General features: G+C 63.0%; 16 protein-coding genes and 1 tRNA gene. 11 read left to right on the forward strand and 6 right to left on the reverse strand.

Annotated features, from left to right (window positions below):
* Positions 1 to 76 precede the first annotated feature (76 nt).
* Positions 77 to 349, reverse strand: a complete 273-nt coding sequence (locus AC1D75_RS19230) for a hypothetical protein (RefSeq protein ID WP_495516935.1) — start codon at positions 347 to 349, stop codon at positions 77 to 79.
* A gap of 643 nt (positions 350 to 992) precedes the next feature.
* On the opposite strand from AC1D75_RS19230, the gene AC1D75_RS19235 reads away from it, so the two are divergent.
* The gene (locus tag AC1D75_RS19235) at positions 993 to 1,652 is read left to right on the forward strand and encodes a S1 family peptidase (protein ID WP_495516936.1); all 660 of its coding nucleotides are present in this window, start codon (positions 993 to 995) and stop codon (positions 1,650 to 1,652) included.
* Positions 1,653 to 1,654: 2 nt separating this feature from the next.
* On the opposite strand, the gene AC1D75_RS19240 is transcribed toward AC1D75_RS19235, so the two are convergent.
* Complete coding sequence (locus AC1D75_RS19240) at positions 1,655 to 2,395, reverse strand: hypothetical protein (protein ID WP_495516937.1); 741 nt, start codon at positions 2,393 to 2,395, stop codon at positions 1,655 to 1,657.
* 149 nt (positions 2,396 to 2,544) lie between these two features.
* The gene (locus AC1D75_RS19245) at positions 2,545 to 4,887 is read right to left on the reverse strand and encodes a DEAD/DEAH box helicase (RefSeq protein WP_495516938.1); all 2,343 of its coding nucleotides are present in this window, start codon (positions 4,885 to 4,887) and stop codon (positions 2,545 to 2,547) included.
* A 305-nt stretch (positions 4,888 to 5,192) separates the two neighbouring features.
* Here AC1D75_RS19245 and AC1D75_RS19250 point away from each other — a divergent pair, with 305 nt between their 5' ends.
* The 3 genes from AC1D75_RS19250 (at position 5,193) to topA (ending at position 9,297) form a co-directional block, all read left to right on the forward strand.
* On the forward strand, positions 5,193 to 5,396 hold the full coding sequence (locus AC1D75_RS19250) for a cold-shock protein (RefSeq protein WP_495516939.1): 204 nt from the start codon (positions 5,193 to 5,195) through the stop codon (positions 5,394 to 5,396).
* A 177-nt stretch (positions 5,397 to 5,573) separates the two neighbouring features.
* Complete coding sequence (locus tag AC1D75_RS19255; RefSeq protein ID WP_495516940.1) at positions 5,574 to 6,152, forward strand: hypothetical protein; 579 nt, start codon at positions 5,574 to 5,576, stop codon at positions 6,150 to 6,152.
* Between the two features lie 172 nt (positions 6,153 to 6,324).
* Complete coding sequence (gene topA, locus AC1D75_RS19260; protein WP_495516941.1) at positions 6,325 to 9,297, forward strand: type I DNA topoisomerase; 2,973 nt, start codon at positions 6,325 to 6,327, stop codon at positions 9,295 to 9,297.
* Positions 9,298 to 9,371: 74 nt separating this feature from the next.
* Here topA and AC1D75_RS19265 read toward each other — a convergent pair whose 3' ends face one another.
* Entirely contained in the window at positions 9,372 to 10,919 is a 1,548-nt protein-coding gene (locus AC1D75_RS19265; RefSeq protein ID WP_495516942.1) for an adenylate/guanylate cyclase domain-containing protein, read from the reverse strand.
* 63 nt (positions 10,920 to 10,982) lie between these two features.
* Here AC1D75_RS19265 and AC1D75_RS19270 point away from each other — a divergent pair, with 63 nt between their 5' ends.
* The gene (locus tag AC1D75_RS19270; protein ID WP_495516943.1) at positions 10,983 to 12,236 is read left to right on the forward strand and encodes a DNA polymerase III subunit delta'; all 1,254 of its coding nucleotides are present in this window, start codon (positions 10,983 to 10,985) and stop codon (positions 12,234 to 12,236) included.
* 29 nt (positions 12,237 to 12,265) lie between these two features.
* Here AC1D75_RS19270 and AC1D75_RS19275 read toward each other — a convergent pair whose 3' ends face one another.
* Entirely contained in the window at positions 12,266 to 13,138 is an 873-nt protein-coding gene (locus tag AC1D75_RS19275) for a hypothetical protein (protein WP_495516944.1), read from the reverse strand.
* Between the two features lie 110 nt (positions 13,139 to 13,248).
* On the opposite strand from AC1D75_RS19275, the gene AC1D75_RS19280 reads away from it, so the two are divergent.
* Together AC1D75_RS19280 and AC1D75_RS19285 are read left to right on the forward strand one after the other, a co-directional pair.
* Positions 13,249 to 14,328: a phosphotransferase gene (locus AC1D75_RS19280; protein WP_495516945.1), complete on the forward strand. Its 1,080-nt coding sequence runs from the start codon at positions 13,249 to 13,251 to the stop codon at positions 14,326 to 14,328.
* Between the two features lie 60 nt (positions 14,329 to 14,388).
* Positions 14,389 to 14,464, forward strand: a tRNA-Thr gene (locus tag AC1D75_RS19285).
* Positions 14,465 to 15,005: 541 nt separating this feature from the next.
* On the opposite strand, the gene AC1D75_RS19290 is transcribed toward AC1D75_RS19285, so the two are convergent.
* Positions 15,006 to 15,608, reverse strand: coding sequence for a TetR family transcriptional regulator (locus tag AC1D75_RS19290; protein WP_495516946.1), 603 nt, complete (start codon positions 15,606 to 15,608; stop codon positions 15,006 to 15,008).
* A 98-nt stretch (positions 15,609 to 15,706) separates the two neighbouring features.
* Here AC1D75_RS19290 and AC1D75_RS19295 point away from each other — a divergent pair, with 98 nt between their 5' ends.
* From AC1D75_RS19295 to AC1D75_RS19310, 4 genes are all read left to right on the forward strand, one after another.
* A complete protein-coding gene (locus AC1D75_RS19295) occupies positions 15,707 to 16,450 on the forward strand; it encodes a hypothetical protein (protein WP_495516947.1) in 744 nt (247 codons plus the stop codon).
* On the forward strand, positions 16,447 to 17,199 hold the full coding sequence (locus AC1D75_RS19300; protein WP_495516948.1) for a hypothetical protein: 753 nt from the start codon (positions 16,447 to 16,449) through the stop codon (positions 17,197 to 17,199). Before AC1D75_RS19295 ends, AC1D75_RS19300 begins: the two co-directional genes overlap by 4 nt.
* Positions 17,200 to 17,290: 91 nt before the next feature.
* Positions 17,291 to 17,809 (forward strand): cytochrome c oxidase subunit 3, encoded by a 519-nt coding sequence (locus AC1D75_RS19305; RefSeq protein WP_495517651.1) that lies wholly within the window; start codon positions 17,291 to 17,293, stop codon positions 17,807 to 17,809.
* A 4-nt stretch (positions 17,810 to 17,813) separates the two neighbouring features.
* On the forward strand, positions 17,814 to 18,116 hold the full coding sequence (locus tag AC1D75_RS19310) for a cytochrome C oxidase subunit IV family protein (protein ID WP_495516949.1): 303 nt from the start codon (positions 17,814 to 17,816) through the stop codon (positions 18,114 to 18,116).

The following is an 18,116-nucleotide window of genomic DNA, read 5'->3' on the forward strand; positions in this document are numbered from 1 at the left end:
CACAATTTGCGAATACCCTGTATTCGACACCAGCAATGGTCTCGAATACAGGGTATTTTGCTATCTCCAGCCGATTCTAGTTCTTCTGCGACTGGGCGTCGGCCTGCCGTTCGGTCGGCCGGCGTTGGGTGAGGTACTCGATGAGAAGCCTTGTGACGCGTCTTCTCTTGCGGTCCTGAATGTCGCCGATGATCCGCTCTGCACTCAGAGCCCGTTCGACCTCCAGCGGGTGGGAGAAGAACGACTCGAACCCTACAGCGATGGTCGCAATGGTCGCGAGCCTCGTTGAGTGCGCATAGCTGGTCACGAGATCGTGGGAGATGTTGAGGCGCTTGCCGTGTCCTGCCACGGTCGGCGGTCTATTTCGTATGCTCGAAGACCCTCCGAAACGGAGGGCTCCGTGTCATCGGACATACTGACATTGAACACCCTGGAAATGCCCTGTACTGGGGTTTTGGGTCAGCTGTCCCTGCATTCGCGTCGTATAGGTGTCCGGTTTGGAGTGCCAAAATATCTCGTAATTCCAAGTGCGGCTTGATCAAACAGGTCGCGAGCCGATCGCGAGTGGTCAGGGGATCAATTCTAGGAATACTGCAGTATTCGAGTGCTTCGCAATTGTTGTCGAACGACGGACATGCGCACCGGTCAAAATGCGACCGACGTCGATCAGGCGAACGTGGATCGAATGACGTAGGGAATCACGGCCTGTCGAAATGGACAACCGCAAGGTGCCGATGGACAAGGCAGGAATGAAGCTCGTGAGCTGGCGGGATCCGACTCCTGAAAGGTGCCCTGCAGCAAGAGCTTTCATGGATGTTGCGTTCTTGGTCGTAGGCCGTGGATGTCGAAGTCTTGCCTGCGGGTGGCGGTCGGATGCGGCGGCAGCATAGGGTGCGGGGAGACTCGGACGACTACAGGGAATTGGTGGGGGCTTGATGCGGCGACTGTTGGCAATCGTGACCGGATTTATCGCGTTGATCGGGGTGTCCGGTATGACCGCCTCAACTGCCAGTGCGGCCCCGCCGGTTGGGCTCGGTGGCGGCGCTGGGATCGTCATCGCCGACAACGCACTGTGCACGCTGACCACCATCGGCTACGACGGTGCGGGACGGTTGGTGGGTCTGACCGCCGGGCACTGCGGCGGGATTGGCAACACGGTCAAGGCCGAGAAGAGCATGGGTTCAGGCGTACTCGGGGTGGTGAAGCAGTCCAACTTCGGGTGGGACTACGCGGTCATCGAGTTCGACAAGTCGAAGGTGACGCCTCAACGCAGTTACCGGGGGCTCACCATCACGGGGCCTGGCCCACGGCCGTCCTTCGGGCAGACAGCTTGCAAGGCGGGTCGCACCACCGGGACCACCTGTGGCGTCGTGTGGGGCAACGACCCGCAGGTGCCGACCTTCACCCTGAGCCAGGTGTGCTCCAACCACGGTGACTCCGGCGCGCCGATCGTGGTCGGGGACAAGGTTGTCGGACTACTCAACGGTGGTCGCGTCATCCGCGACATCGGCGGGACGGGCCTGGAAATCGATGTCCCCTGTACCAACCCGAACTTCCCGGTCCACAACCCCGCCATCAGCACGCCGATGACAACGATCCTGGCCGATCTGAACGGCCGGAATACCGTGGGCAGCGGCTTCCGGGCGATCTGACCTCAGGTCCGTTTCACGACGGCGGCGATGCCGGAGATCACTATTGCGATGCCGGCAACCAAGGTGAGCCACAAGCCGAAGCCGACCTCGAACCCAAATCCCCAGGTGTTCTCGGCGTCGAGTACGTCGGCGATGTCGATGACGGCGATCAAGGTGATCAGAGCGCCGGTCACAATGGCGATGATGCCTGCGGTGAGGTGTAGGGCCGAGCGCTTGGCGATCGCCGCACTGACAACACCGAAGATGCCTGCGACGACACCGAGGGTCGCGGTCAGAACACCGTCGGTGGCCCCGGTGTCGGAATCACCGATGCCGTTGACGGTCACGGTGCCGGAGATCCACGGCAAGAACGCGGCGATGATCGCGAGGACCGCAAAACCTGCGATCATCCAGCCGATGATCCGGACCGCAGAAGACACCGGTCCGGCCGAATCCGGTTGGGACTGTGCGTACTGCGGTGCTTGCCCGTATTGCTGTGCCTGACTGTACTGAGGCGACTGACCCGGCTGTTGTTGTGGCGTGCCGCCGTAGGGGCTCTGGCCGTATTGCGGCTGCTGAGGTCGGGGTTGCCCGCCGTACTGCGGCTGCGGCGCGCCATAGGGCTGCTGTGGCGGCCCACCAAATTGACCCGGTGCTTGCCCCTGTCCGGAAGCGGCGGGTGGTGGGGTTGCCGGTGGTGGAGTCGAAGTGGGTCTGATGCGAGTCTGATCGTAGGGGTCGGGCTGCCCGGGTGGTTGCGTCATTGGCTTTACCTTTTTCGGCTGATCGGATTCCTCACGGTAAACCCGTTCGGGCCTTCAGAACACCATTTTCTCCGCCGATCGAGCGACATCCGATCTGCTTTTCATGCGGCTGATCGACACCCGGGAACATTTGTTCATTTCCACGTCCGTCACCGGGTGCCGGAGTCGGAGGCCTCAGAATTCGGCAGTTCTCTCAGAATCAGATCGAGTACGCGAATTGCGCCGGCCTTGTCCAGCGGGTCGTTGCCGTTTCCGCATTTGGGTGATTGCACACATGACGGGCAGCCCGACTCGCAAGCGCAGTGCGACACGGCATCTCGAGTCGCGCGGATCCAGGTGTCAAACGCCTCGTGACCACGATCGGCAAATCCGGCACCGCCGGGGTATCCGTCGTAGACGAAGACCGTCGGCAGACCGGTATCAGGGTGGAGATTCGTCGACAGCCCGCCGATGTCCCACCGATCGCAGGTGGCAACGAGCGGCAACAGTCCGATGGCGGCGTGCTCGGCGGCGTGCAGAGCGCCGGGGAACATGCCGACCGTGACCCCGACGGCCTCGAGTGTGTCGGGCTCGATCGTGTACATCACCGCACGTGTCGAGAGCGTCTGCGCGGGCATGTCCAATTCGACCGAGTCGAGAATCTCTCCGGTGTGCAGTTTGCGCAGGTATCCGACCACCTGGTGCGTCACGTCGACCCTGACCAAGGCCACGGTCAGCGGCCCGAATGCGCTGGTCTTCATCACGTCTGTGATCTCGACCAGCGTGGTCTCTCGGGCGCTGGTGGTCCAGTCGGGCTCCTCCGGGTGAACCATCGCGAGGCCGTCCTCGAGGTCGAGTTCATCCACTACATAGCTCTCGCCCCGATGGATGTGAACAGCCCCCGGGTGCACGGTCGACATCGCCCGACCAGAGTCGACGGTTCCGAGTAGTTGGGCGGTGGTCTCGTCGACGATCATCACCTGGCCGCCGATGCCGCCACGGATGTCGACGTCAGCGTGTGGTTCGACGCCGGGCGCGACATACCAGCCTGCCTTGCGGTGCCGGATGAGTCCGCGGGTCGCCATCTCTTCGAGTAGCTCACGTGCACCGAAGGCGTCGACCTCGGATTCTTTGAGTGGCAATTCTGCTGCTGCGCAGAGCAATTGCGGACCGAGGACGTAGGGATTGGTCGGATCGGTGACGGTGGCCTCAACAGGCTTGTCCAATAACGCTTCCGGGTGATTGACCAGGTACGTATCGAGAGGGTCGTCGCGCGCGACGAGGACCACCAATGATCCCTCGCCACGTCGCCCGGCTCGCCCGGCCTGTTGCCAGAAGGATGCGACCGTGCCCGGGAACCCAGCCACCACAATGGCATCGAGTCCACTGATGTCCACACCGAGTTCCAAGGCATTGGTGGTGGCAACGCCGAGCAGCTTTCCGTCGGCCAGATCGCGTTCGAGCGCCCGCCGATCGTCAGCAAGGTAACCCGCACGATAGGCCGCCACCCGCGGCGCCAACTCCGGGTCAACCTGTTCGAGAATGCGTTTGGCCGACAGCGCCGTGAGTTCAACGCCGCGCCGGCTGCGCACGAAGCAGAGCGTCCGCGCACCTTCGAGTACCAGGTCGGCGAGAATGCGCGCGGCTTCGGCACCTGCCTGCCGCCGGACCGGGGCGCCATGTTCGCCGCTGATCCCCGGGATGAAGGCGGGCTCCCACAATGCCACCGTGCGGGCGCCATGCGGCGAACCGTCCTCGGTGATCTCAGCGCAGTCGGCTCCGATCATGCGGCTCATCGCTGCGCCCGGACTGCCCGACGTCGCACTCGCGCCGATCACCACGGGATTGGCTCCCGCCGCTCGCGCAATCCGCAGTAGACGGCGTATGACCAGTGCGGTGTGTGAGCCGAATACACCACGGTAATGGTGGCATTCGTCGACGACGATGAACGCCAGGCCTCTCATGAAATGCCGCCATCGTGCGTGCGAAGAGAGGATGCCGATATGGAGCATGTCCGGATTTGTGAATATCCACCGCGAATGTTCACGCGCCCATTGTCGAATGGCCGGTTCGGTATCGCCGTCGTAGGCGCACGGTTGTAGGTGCAGAAACTCTTTATGTCCGGCCAGTAACGAACTCACGGAACGTAACTGGTCGGAGCCGAGCGCCTTGGTGGGAGACAGATAGAGAGCGGTTGCTCGCGGATCTTCCAGGAGTCGGGTGAGGATGGGGACCTGGTACGCAAGGGATTTGCCCGAGGCGGTACCGGTCGCGAGCACCACATGGCGTCCGGCGCGAGCGTGTTCCGCGGCGGCGACCTGATGGGACCACGGTCGGCGGATGCCGGAATCGATCAATGCCTCGCGGACCGGATCGCTGACCCATGTCGGCCAGTCGGCGAAACTCGCTGTCCGACTTTGAATTAAGGCCTTATGGGTCAGAGGCGATTCGTCGGGGCCGACACCCGCCAACGTGCGCGCGAGCAGTTGGGAGCCGAAGTCGGAGCTACTCATCGATCCAGTTCATCACCTCGTAATATTACCTACTGTGAAGTGTTGATTGCGAAGTCGGCCATGATTTGAATCAGTTTGACTTCCTGACTGTTGTGTACGCACAGAACATGATTGACTTGTTGTGGTCGCAGCTTCTGGGGGGCGTTCAAGATAATGGCCAGTCTCTTGGGAACGTGTTGCGGGCGTGGTACTGAAAGGTCAGTGTGCGGGGGCACCCGTAAACGGCGCCAGTAGGTATGGCGGTCGGAACCGGCCCGACGTGGGTAACTCCCCGTCGTATCCGGTGAAAGTAAGGAATACAAAGAATGGCACAGGGAACTGTGAAGTGGTTCAACGCGGAAAAGGGCTTCGGCTTCATTGCGCCAGATGACGGACCCGACGATGTGTTTGTCCACTACTCCGAGATCCAGGGATCCGGTTTCCGCACTCTCGAGGAGAACCAGCGGGTCGAGTTCGAGGTCGGTCAGGGGACGAAAGGTCCGCAGGCCACGGGTGTTCGAGGAGTGTAGCGGCACCCTTTAATGAGTTCGCCCATCGAGGGCATTCCATCGAGGATCTTCACTGCGTGAAGTACCTCTGATTTCTATCCGGCACCGCGATCTGGTGTCGGCGTCTGACCCCCGAATGTCGTGACCACGGCGTCGGGGGTGAGTCGTTTTCGGGTGAAAATACCGTACGGTTCTAACGTGGGTCAGCTGTCGATGTTCTCCGCGGAGACCGACGAGCCGTCGCTTGACGATCTCGCCGGGATTTTGGCGACCGCCGGCCAGATCGCGGTGAATACGCAGGGCGCGCGTCTGTCGGTGGTCGTTCCCGAGGACTGGCGCGCTCAGGCCCTGGCCGAAGAGTTCGAGCGCAGCGGTGTTGCTGCAGAGATCTCGTTGTCGTCCGAAGGTTCACCCCTGGTCGGCACGGTCACCACCACCGAACTCGAGGATCTGTACCGCGCCTGGACCAAGGGCGCGATCAAAACGATGCCCCCGAACTGGGTGCCGGGACCCCGCGCGCTGCGGTTGTGGGTCATTGCGGCGGGTCGCCGCGACGCCGAGCGGTACGTACTGGGCCTTGATCCGCACGCTCCCGACTCGCATGGATCTCTGGCGACAGCGGTGATGCGGGCGGGGATCGCGCCGACGCTGGTGGGTACACGCGGCGCCAATCCGGCATTGCGCATCGCCGGGAAACGGCGGTTGTCGCGCCTGATCGAGTCGATCGGTGAACCACCGGACATTTCGGGCGCGGCGGCACATTGGCCATTAATTTGATCAAATTTCCGGCGATTTGCTCTCTGAACTGCGGATACACCCTGTTCAAAGGTGCGTTACCAGCGGCCTGATCAGGCTCTTCTCGGGTGCCAGGCGGCATACTCGGATGTCACTACCGCTATACATAAGGTACAAACGGCCAGAAGAACCATGAAAGGTGCAGGCAACTACGGTGGCGGATTCAGATACAGCAGCTCGCGGGACAGGTAAGGCAGTGCGCCGTCTCGTGATCGTCGAGTCCCCGACAAAGGCCCGCAAGATCTCGTCGTACCTCGGGCCGAATTACGTGGTGGAGTCCTCGCGCGGTCACATTCGTGACCTGCCGCGTGGCGCCGCCGACGTGCCGGCCAAGTACAAGGGCCAGCCGTGGGCTCGGCTCGGTGTGAACGTCGACGAGAACTTCGAACCGCTGTACGTGGTCTCGCCGGACAAGAAGTCGACCGTCACCGAGCTCAAGGCTCTGTTGAAGGATGTCGACGAGCTCTACCTCGCGACAGACGGTGACCGCGAGGGTGAGGCCATCGCGTGGCACCTGCTCGAGACACTCAAGCCCAAGGTTCCGGTCAAGCGGATGGTCTTCCACGAGATCACCGAATCGGCTATCCGTGCTGCTGCCGAAAGTCCGCGTGACCTCGACGAAGATCTGGTCGACGCGCAGGAAACCCGACGTATCCTGGACCGTCTCTACGGCTACGAGGTCTCGCCGGTCCTGTGGAAGAAGGTCATGCCGAAGCTGTCGGCGGGCCGTGTGCAGTCGGTCGCCACACGAGTCATCGTCGAACGCGAACGCGAGCGGATGGCGTTCCGGTCGGCTGAATACTGGGATATCGCCGCCACGCTGGACGCCGGAGAGTCGGCGAAGCCGCGCAGTTTCGGTGCTCGCCTGGTCAGTGTCGACGGTGCGAGGGTGGCCAGCGGCCGCGATTTCGATTCGACCGGCGGTCTGAAGAAGGACGACGTCACTGTTCTGGACGAAGCCCGCGCGGTGGCGTTGGCCTCGGGTCTGCAGGGTGCGTCGCTCTCGGTCACCTCGGTGGAGGAAAAGCCCTACACCCGCAAGCCGTATGCGCCGTTCATGACCTCGACCCTGCAGCAGGAGGCCGGCCGCAAGCTGCGGTTCACCTCCGATCGCACTATGCGGGTGGCGCAGCGGTTGTACGAAAACGGCTACATCACCTATATGCGTACCGACTCGACCACGTTGTCGGAATCGGCGATCACCGCTGCCCGGAACCAGGCACGGGACCTCTACGGTGCCGATTTCGTTCATCCGACGCCTCGGCAGTACACCCGCAAGGTCAAGAACGCCCAAGAGGCGCACGAGGCCATCCGTCCGGCCGGTGAATCCTTCCGGACCCCCGGCCAGGTTGCCTCCGCGCTGCAGTCCGACGAGTTCAAGCTCTACGAGCTGATCTGGCAGCGCACGGTCGCCTCTCAGATGGCCGACGCGCGTGGCACCACGATGAGCCTGCGGATCAGTGGCAACGCCAATACCGGTGAGACCTGTACTTTCGCTGCCTCCGGTCGCACCATCACGTTCCCCGGATTCCTGTCCGCGTACGTGGAGACCGTCGACGAGCAGGCCGGTGGCACCGCCGACGACGCCGAGAGTCGTCTGCCGAATCTTGTTCAGGGACAGTCGCTCACGGCGACCGAACTGAATCCGGACGGCCACACCACCAATCCGCCGGCGCGCTACACCGAGGCATCTCTGGTGAAGACGTTGGAGGAGTTGGGGATTGGTCGTCCGTCGACGTACGCGTCGATCATCGGCACCATCCAGGACCGCGGGTACGTGCACAAGAAGGGCTCGGCCCTGGTGCCGTCCTGGATTGCGTTTGCGGTTGTCGGTTTGCTCGAGGCGTACTTCAAGCGCCTTGTCGACTACGACTTCACGGCCACCCTCGAAGACGATCTGGATCAGATCGCGCGGGGTGCCGAGAATCGCACAGATTGGTTGACCCGCTTCTACTTCGGGAAGGACGGCGCCGAAGGCCAAGAAGGCACCGGACTCAAGAAGCTCGTCGGTGTGAATCTCGAAGAGATCGACGCGCGCGAGGTCAACTCGATCCGCCTGTTCGACGACGAGCAGGGTCGCCCGGTGTTCGTGAGGGTCGGCCGGTTCGGTCCGTACCTGGAGCGCACGATCACACCGGAGGGTGGGGGAGAGCCGGAATCTCAGCGGGCCAACCTGCCTGACGACATCACCCCGGATGAGCTGACGCTGGATCTGGCCGAAAAGCTCTTCAGCACACCGCAAGAGGGCCGCGTGCTCGGTGTCGATCCGCTTTCCGGCAACGAAATCGTTGCCAAGGAAGGGCGTTTCGGACCGTACGTCACCGAGATCCTGCCGGAGCCCGAAGACGAAGGTGGAGAGGGCGGCACCGTGCCCGCCCTGACCCCGCCGCCGGCGCCGACTCCGCTCGACGAGGGTGTCACGCCACTGGACGCCCCGTCCGGTGACACGTTGACCGCCACCAAGAAGGCAACGGCCAAGAAGACTGCCAAAAAGGCAGCCAAGAAGGCCGGACCCAAGCCGCGGACCGGATCGCTGTTCAAGTCGATGGATATCGCGACGGTGACCCTCGACGACGCACTCAAGTTGCTGTCGTTGCCCCGACTTGTCGGCAAAGACGAAGAAGGTCAAGAGATCACCGCGCAGAACGGGCGGTATGGGCCGTACCTCAAGCGCGGCACCGACTCTCGTTCACTGACGTCCGAAGACCAGATCTTCGACATCACGCTCGACGAGGCGCTCAAGATCTATTCCGAGCCGAAGCGCCGGGGCCGGGCAGCTGCCGCGCCGCCGTTGCGTGAGCTGGGGAACGATCCGGTGTCGGAGAGCCCGATGGTGATCAAGGACGGCCGTTTCGGTCCGTACGTCACCGACGGTGAGACCAACGCGAGCCTGCGCAAGGATGACGACGTCGCGTCGATCACCGACGAACGTGCGTCGGAGTTGCTGGCGGACCGGCGCGCTCGCGGTCCGGCGAAGAAGGCCGCGAAGAAGACCGCCAAAAAGGCCGCGAAGAAGGCTCCGGCCAAAAAGGCTGCAGCAAAGAAGACGGCGGCCAAGAAGGCCACCGCCAAGAAAGCTCCGGCGAAAAAGGCCGCGGCCAAGAAGGCTGCACCCGAATCAGAATGACCCCATGATCGGCCCCGAGGGCGGGCGCCGAGGGACCATCTCCCTCGGCACCCCCCTGCGGGGACGATGTGGGATTACGGGTTGATGGCGTAGTTCGGTCTGGCCAAGCGGGTTTCGATCCCGCGGCCGCGCAACTCAATGCCTTCGCCGATGTCCCAGTGTGCGGCCTCGGCAGCAGAGGCGAGATAGACCGCGCGGGCTGATCCGAGGACGCGGCTCGGTTCGTATTTGGCCAGGTCGGTTAGTCGGGCGGCCTCGTTCACCGGGTCGCCGATGACTGTGTATTCGAAGCGTTGCTGTGAGCCGATGTGCCCGGCGATGGCCTTGCCCGCCGACACCCCGATACCGATGTCGGTGTCGCCGAGGGCCGCGTCGAGTTCCTCGCGCAGGATGCGGGCCGCCGCTAGGGCCTGGCCGGCGAAGTCCTCCTGATCGAGTGGCGCGCCGAAGACGGCCAGCGCAGCGTCACCCTGGAACTTGTTGACAAAGCCGCCGTGTCGCCCGACCACATCGACGATCACCCGGAAGAACTCGTTGAGCAGGTCGACGACTTCACGCGGAGGCAGGTTGACGGCCAGGCTGGTCGAACCGACGATGTCGACGAATAGCACGCCGACATAGCGCTCTTCGCCGCCGAGCTCGGTGCCGCTCTCGATGGCCCGCCGAGCGACGTCCTCGCCCACGTAGCGGCCGAACAGGTTGCGCAGTTCCTGTCGTTCGCGAACGTCGGCGACCATCTCGTTGAAGCCGGCCTGCAGCAGGCCCAGATCGCTGCCGTCGTAAATGCGGACGGAGGTGTCGAGGTTGCCCTCACGCACCTCGTGTTGTGCCAGGGTCAGCTGCTTGATCGGGTCGGCGATGGCGGAGACGACACGCACCACACCGATCGATCCGAACACCAGGGCGGCGCCTGCCATCCACAGGATGGGCCGTTGCAGGCCTTCGGCGTCGGTGTCGATGATGCCGATCTTCTGGCCGACGACCAGCGCGATGATCACGGCCAGCGGGGCGGCCACACTGATCACCCAGAACAGGATGATGCGCTGGGTGACGCTGGGTGCGGTGGCGGCCTCGGGATTGTTGGCCATCGCCGCGACGGTGATCGGGCGCAGGATCTTCTCGGACTGCATATAGCCCAGCACCGACGTCACCAGGGCGCCGACGAATGACCCCAGGGCCACCACGATCGCGGTGCGACCTGATTGGGACAGACTCAGCAACGAGAACACCACGCCGCCGACCAGCCACAGCCCACCGTGGACGAGCATCAGCAGCAGAGGCAGTCGAAGAGCGCGGCGCCGGGCGGCTTCGTTGTCGGGACGGGATCGTCGTCGATGCCAGACCAGCACCGGCAGGGAAAGCCGGATTGTCGCGTATGCGCTGACCATGCCGGCCAGGACGAGGTAGATGACAAAGATCAGCTGGCCGACTCCACTGATCTGGGACAGGCTGACAGAAGTCTTTTCGGGGAGTCCGAAACGGAGGAAAGCAAAGGTGAACAGGGCTCCGGCGATGTTGGCCCGAAGCATGTCCAGTGCCAACACCGGCCACGGTGTGCGCACCAGCCAGCGCAACGTGTGCCACGCATGTTGCAGCTGTGACTGTCTCTCTACCACGTGCATACGGTAGCTGGCCGCTTGCAGGAGTTAAGCATCGCTGTCCGGCCTTCGAGATAGGGTTGACCTGTGACAACAGTGTTCGATCGGCTCGTCGGCCAGCATGCGGTCGTGGCCGAACTCACATCTGCGGCCATCGCCGCAGCCCAGCTGGCCGCGATCCGTGAGCGCGAGTCTCACGGTGAGGTTCCGGCCACGGACCACGATGGACCGCGACACGGCTCGTCGGCGATGACCCACGCCTGGCTCTTCACCGGGCCTCCGGGGTCGGGGCGTTCGATCGCCGCGCAGTGTTTTGCCGCGGCATTGCAGTGCGAGACGCCGGACGCGCCGGGGTGCGGACGGTGTCACGCCTGCACGACGGTGATGGCCGGTACCCACTCCGATGTCCGGCGGATCGTCCCGGAGGGTCTGTCGATCAGTGTCAAGGGCATGCGGGACATCGTCCAGACCGCGGCGCGTCGGCCGAGTGTCGGTCGGTGGCAGGTTGTTCTGATCGAGGATGCCGATCGACTCACCGAGGCGGCAGGCAACGCGTTGCTCAAGGCCGTGGAAGAGCCGCCACCACGCACCGTGTTCCTTCTGTGTGCGCCGAGTATCGACCCCGAGGACATCTCGGTGACCCTTCGCTCGCGCAGCCGGCACGTGCCGCTGGTGATGCCCAGCGCCGCAGCCATCAGTGAAGTTCTCATCGCGCAGGACTCCATCGAGCCCTCACTCGCTCAGTGGGCGGCGTCGGTGTGCGGTGGCCACGTCGGTCGGGCCCGCCGCCTGGCCACCGATCAGCAGTCGCGTGACGAGCGCACGCAGGCGTTGGGGTTGGCCAGAGCCGCGACATCGAGTGCGCGGGCGTATCAGGCGGCCGAAGAGCTCGTGAAGTCCGCGGAGGCGGCCGCGAAGGCGATCAGCGCCAAGCTGGACGAGGCCGAAACCGAGGAGATGCGAATGGCGCTGGGCGCCGGCGGCACCGGTAAGGGTGCGGCCGGGGCGCTGCGCGGATCGGCAGGCATCCTGAAGGACCTCGAGAAGCGACAGAAATCGCGGCAGACGCGCACCAGCCGCGATCTCCTCGATCGGGCGTTGGTGGATCTGGCAGCGCTGTTCCGTGATGCGCTGACCGCGTCCTACGGCGCCAGAGTGGTTGCGATGCATCCGGATATGGCCGAACAGACTCTGGGGATGGCGCGTTACGCGTCCCGGGAAGAGCTGCTGACCTGCGTGGAGGCGGTGCTCGAATGCCGAGAGGTGCTCGGGCTCAACGTGAAACCCAAGTTCGCCGTCGACGCGATGGTCGCCAAAATCGGTACGGCTCTGCGGCATTGATCGTTCGGGGGCATTGACGCGCGCACGGCTCAGACGAATCGACTGAGCGCGTCGAAGAACATGCCGTGATTCTCGATTGCGACGGCTTTTCTGACGGGGTCGTATTGCGTGACCTGTTGTACCCGACCGCCGTACCAGAAAAAGGTGTGGGGGCTGATGCTGCCGCCGGGTGCGTCGGCGGCCTGCCTGTGGGTGGAACCGATCATCTCTCGAAGGGCGACGGTTGACTGCAGATTGGTCACCGGGTGGAGCATCAGGACGTGTCGGTGCGGGACGCTGAACAAGACACCGTGTTCCGCACTGCCGAGGACGGTGTCGATCACCTTCGGCATGTTCAGGGCTTTGGCGGCAACAAAAAATGATGGACCTTGCAGAACGGTGATCGCGCCGGTACCGGCAACCCGGTGCTCCATGGCGTCAAAGGTCTCGGCGTCGGTGTTGCGCTGGCCGGCCTGGTACAGCAGGTCGAGGTCACGGGAAGCGATGCTCTGGTCGGTCAGGGTTTCGACGGTGGTCGACAGGTCGCGGCACAGATGTACCACCAGGTCACCGACGAACGGACGCGCATAATTCGTCGTCAGTAGGGGGTCGGCGGCGGTGTCCGTTTGCAGCCGGGTGCGCACCTCGGCGAGCAACGCGGGTTCGGTCAGCTCCTCGGCGTCGGGTGCGTTCATACCTTCGGCGTGCTGATGGAAGTAGAACGCGACGTAGTCGGCCCATTCGTTCTCCGGCATGGACTGGCAGGTGCGGAGCAGGGTGTGGAGAAAGTAGCGCTCGGCGTCGGGGCCGAGTAGATAGATGTCGTCGTACTCGGGGTCGTCGACGGGGCGCACCTCGACACCGAGTTCGGCCAGTGCCGCAATCGACAGGGCCACCACCCGCAGTTCCGCGTTCTCGGCCATCGAACCTCCTCTGAGCAACCCTACTGATCAGGCCGAACCCGCTCGTCGTGGTGGTCGGCGTCTTACCATCGGAGGAGTTCATCAACTCAGCAGATGCCCTGGAGCCGGCCATGATCGAGCTGCCCACGCCCGACGAATCCACACTGTGTGACGTCGCGCGGCGGTTGAAGATCGGGCAGTACGTCGACCACCGTTCAGAGCCGCTCGAATTCGACGTCGCAGCGCCGGGGACCGCCGGTCTGTGGCGGGTCCACCTGCGCGGAGAGCAGGGACAGGCGTCGGCGGTGGTCAAGGTGTTACGCCACCCGGCGAAGTGGCCGGTGCTGGCCGAGCTGGCTCCGCCGGTTCAAGAGTTCTTTCTGCGCACGTTTCCCTGGTCGCAGGACCCGGACGTGCTGGCAGAGGTGGCGGCACGCTGCCCCGAAGGGTTGCGGACGGTGACACTGTTGGGCACGCAGTGGCACGGTTCGCATATGCGATCGATGTGGCTGGAGGATCTCGGCGATGTCCAACTATTTTCCACCGCAGGTGAATTCGAGAATGCAGCGCGCCTGTTGGGTGAGTTGTCAGGCAACCGGGCAGCAGCGGGATCGCCGTTGTCGCAGGAGTTCGACGACGGGTTTGCGCTATCGATGATCGCGCGCAGTCGCGTTCAGGAGTCGGACCTGAATCTTCTTGCCGAGATGCTGGCCGAACCCCGCGACACCCCAATCCCGACGGACCTCATCAACGACCTGCTGTGGGTCGGCGATCACATCGAGCTCCTCCTTGCCGACCTGTCGGAGCTCCCTCAGACGCCGGTGCACGGCGACGCCGCGCCGGACAACCTTGTCGCCGATCCGAGTGGCGGTGGGAGAACCGTGCTCATCGACCTGGCGCAGATGCCACGTCATGCGGTGGGATTCGATCTCGGTCAGTTGGTGTTCGGACGTCACAGTCCGGTGCTGGGGTTCGGGGAGGACGTCATCGATCGGATCGTCGACGCGTACACCGCCGGGCTGGTCGCCCGTGGGATGAACGTCGACGCGTCGACCGTGTGGGCCGGCTTTGTCGGTTCTGCGGTGATCCGAAACGCGTTCGAGGTTGCAGACGCGAGCACCGATGTCGCGGACAAGATCGCGGCGGCGCAGTATCTGGCCCAAAAGTCCTTTGACCTGGGTTTGGTTCCCCCTCGTGTGCCGGTCACCTGAGCCGGTTTGGTCCTCGGCGTGACCGCTGGATAGACTGGCTGGCGCTGCCTCGTGCAGCACGCCGCCTTAGCTCAGTCGGTAGAGCGCTTCACTCGTAATGAAAAGGTCGCGAGTTCGATTCTCGCAGGCGGCTCCACGAATACGCTGTTAGGCCCGCTCCCACGGGGGCGGGCCTAAATGCGTTTTGGCCATTCGTGCGTCGAGGCTGGGGCGGCTACAAGACCGTTGGCCTTGAAAACCAGCCCCCCAATTTCAAGGTTCGCGGATCAACCTTGAAATTGGGCGATACGACGGGATCTTCCCGTGCGATTCGGTTCTGAACGCACTCGAGTACTAGGTAGTCACCGGGTCCACCGCATCCGCGCCTGCTCTCCAGAGGAACTCGTCGTGCGGAAGCTGTGCGGAGTAGGTCTCGTCGGTCTTAGACCTGCGGTCGCTCCCTGTTCCGTCGCTTCGTTGCAGCGCGACCGATAACCGACAGCATCAGCCACGTGCCGGGTATCCAGAGATAACAAGAGACTGTGTACCAGATTTGAAAACGAATATGCCGTCAGATACGTCGGCATAGGTGCGATCGACCACCATGACCAATACGATGAGAATGGACACGAAGAGCACATAGCTCGCGGGGATCGCGAGAAGGAAGAGTTCCGCCGAGTACGGACGCAAGAGCCGTCTCATCTGGTCCTCACGGTAGGGCCGGCCATGCCTTGCAAGGCAATGGTCACGTATTTCTCGACGATCGGCGTACGTGCCTCGGGGGATTCGGGGATGGTGACCAAGATGGCGTACATGCCGAGTAGGTAGAACACCCCGTGGTGAAAGACGTCGGTTTCTGGTGGCAGTTCACCGCGATCGCGAGCTCGTTCCAGCTCCTGGATCACCGCGATGATCACCGGGTGATGTTCCCACTCTTCCTGGGGCGGTCGAGTGGTCGAGAAGTGCAGTGCCAGAAAGTCTTTGAACAGCCTGCTGCCCAGTCGCTCTTCGAGGTCCTCGAGTTCGCGGACCATCTGGGTCAACGTGTCTTGAACGGTGTGGGGCGTGTCGAAGAACTTTGCCAAGCTATCCGCGATCCGAAGTTCTTCGCGCCGTTCGAGTTCGAGCAGGACGTGTTCTTTGGTGGGGAAGTGGAAGAAAAACGTCCCGTGTGCCACGCCGGCCGCAGCGACGATGGTGCCGATGTCGGCCGACGCCATCCCGCCGCGTCGAAACTCGGCGACCGCTGCTTCCAAGAGTCGCTCGCGGGTGGCAAGTCGCTTGGTCTCGCGCGTCGACACCTTGTCCGTAACCGAAATGGTCCACCTCCTGCTCGAGCCCCGGCACGAGTCTAGCGAATTCACTGACTTCAGTCAGCGACACGTGGTTACCTCGACACATGCAGTTCCTCGTAGAGGCCGAAGATCTACCGAAGACCGCCAATATCCGAACACAGCTTGTCGCACTGTGGACGGGGCCGGTGTTCGCGGTGGTGATGCTGATTGCGTTCATCGCTTTCCCGGGCTTCTGGCCGCCGATGCCGCCCACGATGCCGGCCGAGGAGGTCGCGGCGTTCTACCGCGACAACACCGCCTGGATCCGATTCAGCATGGTCACCTACAACCTCTGCGGCGTCATGCTTCTGCCGTTCTTCCTGGTGATCGTGGTGCAGATGAAGCGGATGGCCACACAGAGTCACGTGTTCGCCTACTGCTACCTCGCCGCGGCGGTCAGCGGTGCCACCATTTTCGCCCTCTCGAACATCTTCTTCCTGGTCGCGGCGTTCCGGCCGGATCGCAACCCGGAACTGGTCCTTCTGCTGAATGACCTCGCGTGGATCACGTTCATCGCGCCGATCGGCATGGTGGTCGCCCAGTTCTTGCTCCTGGCGATCGCCGTCTATTTCGACAACGGACCCAACCCGGTCTTTCCGCGCTGGGTGGGTCACTACTCGCTTGCGACCGCGATTGCGATGCTCCCCGCCGCCGGTGCCGCAGTGGCCAAGACCGGGCCGCTGGCCTGGGATGGTCTGCTGTCGTTCTGGCTGCGCAACGGCGCCGTCGCCGCCTTTGTGGTTGTGATGTTCTTCGTGCTCCGCGCAGCGCTGCGGCGCCAGGCAGTCGAAGAAGGTGTGTCGCAATGAGCATCCTGCTGCCGGGTCGGGGACTGTCTGACGCGGACCGACCCGAGCGCGCGGGTAAGCCCGATGTCTGGATCGTCTATTGGATCTTCCCTGCGTTCTACGCGATCTTCGGGGCCGTCTTCGTGCTGCTGGCCAGGGTCACTCCGCCGCCGCGTCCCGACGTCAGTGATCAGCAGGCGGTGGACTTCTTCCACACCCACGCCACCACCATTCAGATCGGGTTCACGCTGCTGCTGGTGATTCTCGGCGGTGCGGCGCTGACCAATGGCCTGATTTTCTACCACATGAAGCGGATGTCGTGCGGGTCCGTGTTCGCCTACGGCTACATGGGCGGCATGGCAGTTGGGGCGGTGCCGGGATTCCTTCTTGTTGCGGTCGTCTTCCTGACCGCGACGTTCCGTGCCGATCGGGATCCGCAGCAATTGGGGATGCTGTACGACCTCGGCCTACTCTCGTACAACGGATCGTTGGGATGTTTCACGGCCGCATACTTTGCGCTGGCTGTGGCAATTTTGTACGACAAGAACGAGATCTTCCCCAAATGGTTTGCCTACGTGACTATTTGGCAGATCATCACCGAAGTCATCGCGACCCAGATGTTTGTCTTCGATTCGGGACCGTTCGCCTGGAACGGCTCGATCTCGTTCTGGTGGGCGGTGGTGGTGTTCAGTGTGTGGCTGTGCGGAATGATCGTCCTGCTCAGGGTCGCCACCGCGAGAGAACCCGTCGATTCCCTGCCGCTCGACTGAACAACCAAGGACTTCGTCAGTGACAAAACATCTGTCATCGGAACCGATTGCCGCAAACGAGCGGGACGGACACCTGCCCGGCGATGGCCACATGTGGGTCATGGTGCTCGGCGACATGGTCATTTTCGGTGGCTACTTCATCGTTTTCATGGTGCACCGGTCCATGTCTCCGGACGCCTATCTGGCGTCGCAACAGCATCTCGACATCAACCTCGGCGTGGTGAATACGATTGTGCTGCTGACGAGTTCATGGTTCGTCGCGCGCAGCGTCCACAGCGCGCGGGCCGGTGATCCGGACCGGGCCGTGCGCCTGATCTACGCCTGCGGTGGGCTCGGTGTTGCGTTCATTGCCATCAAGGCATACGAGTGGTGGTCGAAGATCTCGCAGGGCTACACCAACTCAGATGAGTTCTTCTCGTTCTACTTCGTGCTCACCGGCGTGCACCTGCTACACGTGGTCATCGGTCTGGTGGTGCTGGGAGTTGTTGTGCGAGAACTTCGTAACCCCCGACGTCGACGCGTCTCGATGGTCGAGTCCGGGGCCACTTATTGGCACATGGTCGACCTGCTGTGGGTAGTCATTTTCGCATTGCTCTATGTGATGAGGTGAACCGGTGACGACGACAACTGATCGGGTCGAGCGTGGCGATCGGTCGACCCGTGCCATCAACTATGCGTGGATCGTGTTGTGTGGCATCACGATCGGATCATGGTGGCTGGCACCTGGGCATGCCGGCGATTCGACCGGCGCCAGTGTCGCGATCACGGTCACCGTGATCGTGCTGGGTTTCATCAAGGGCCGGCTGATCATCCGGTACTTCATGGAGGTGCGATCGGCTCCGAAGTGGCTGAAGACGGCAACCGACGCCTGGCTCTTTGTGCTCTGGACCGCGATCCTGGTGATCTATCTGTTCTGA

The organism is Williamsia sp. Y712 (assembly GCF_059445525.1).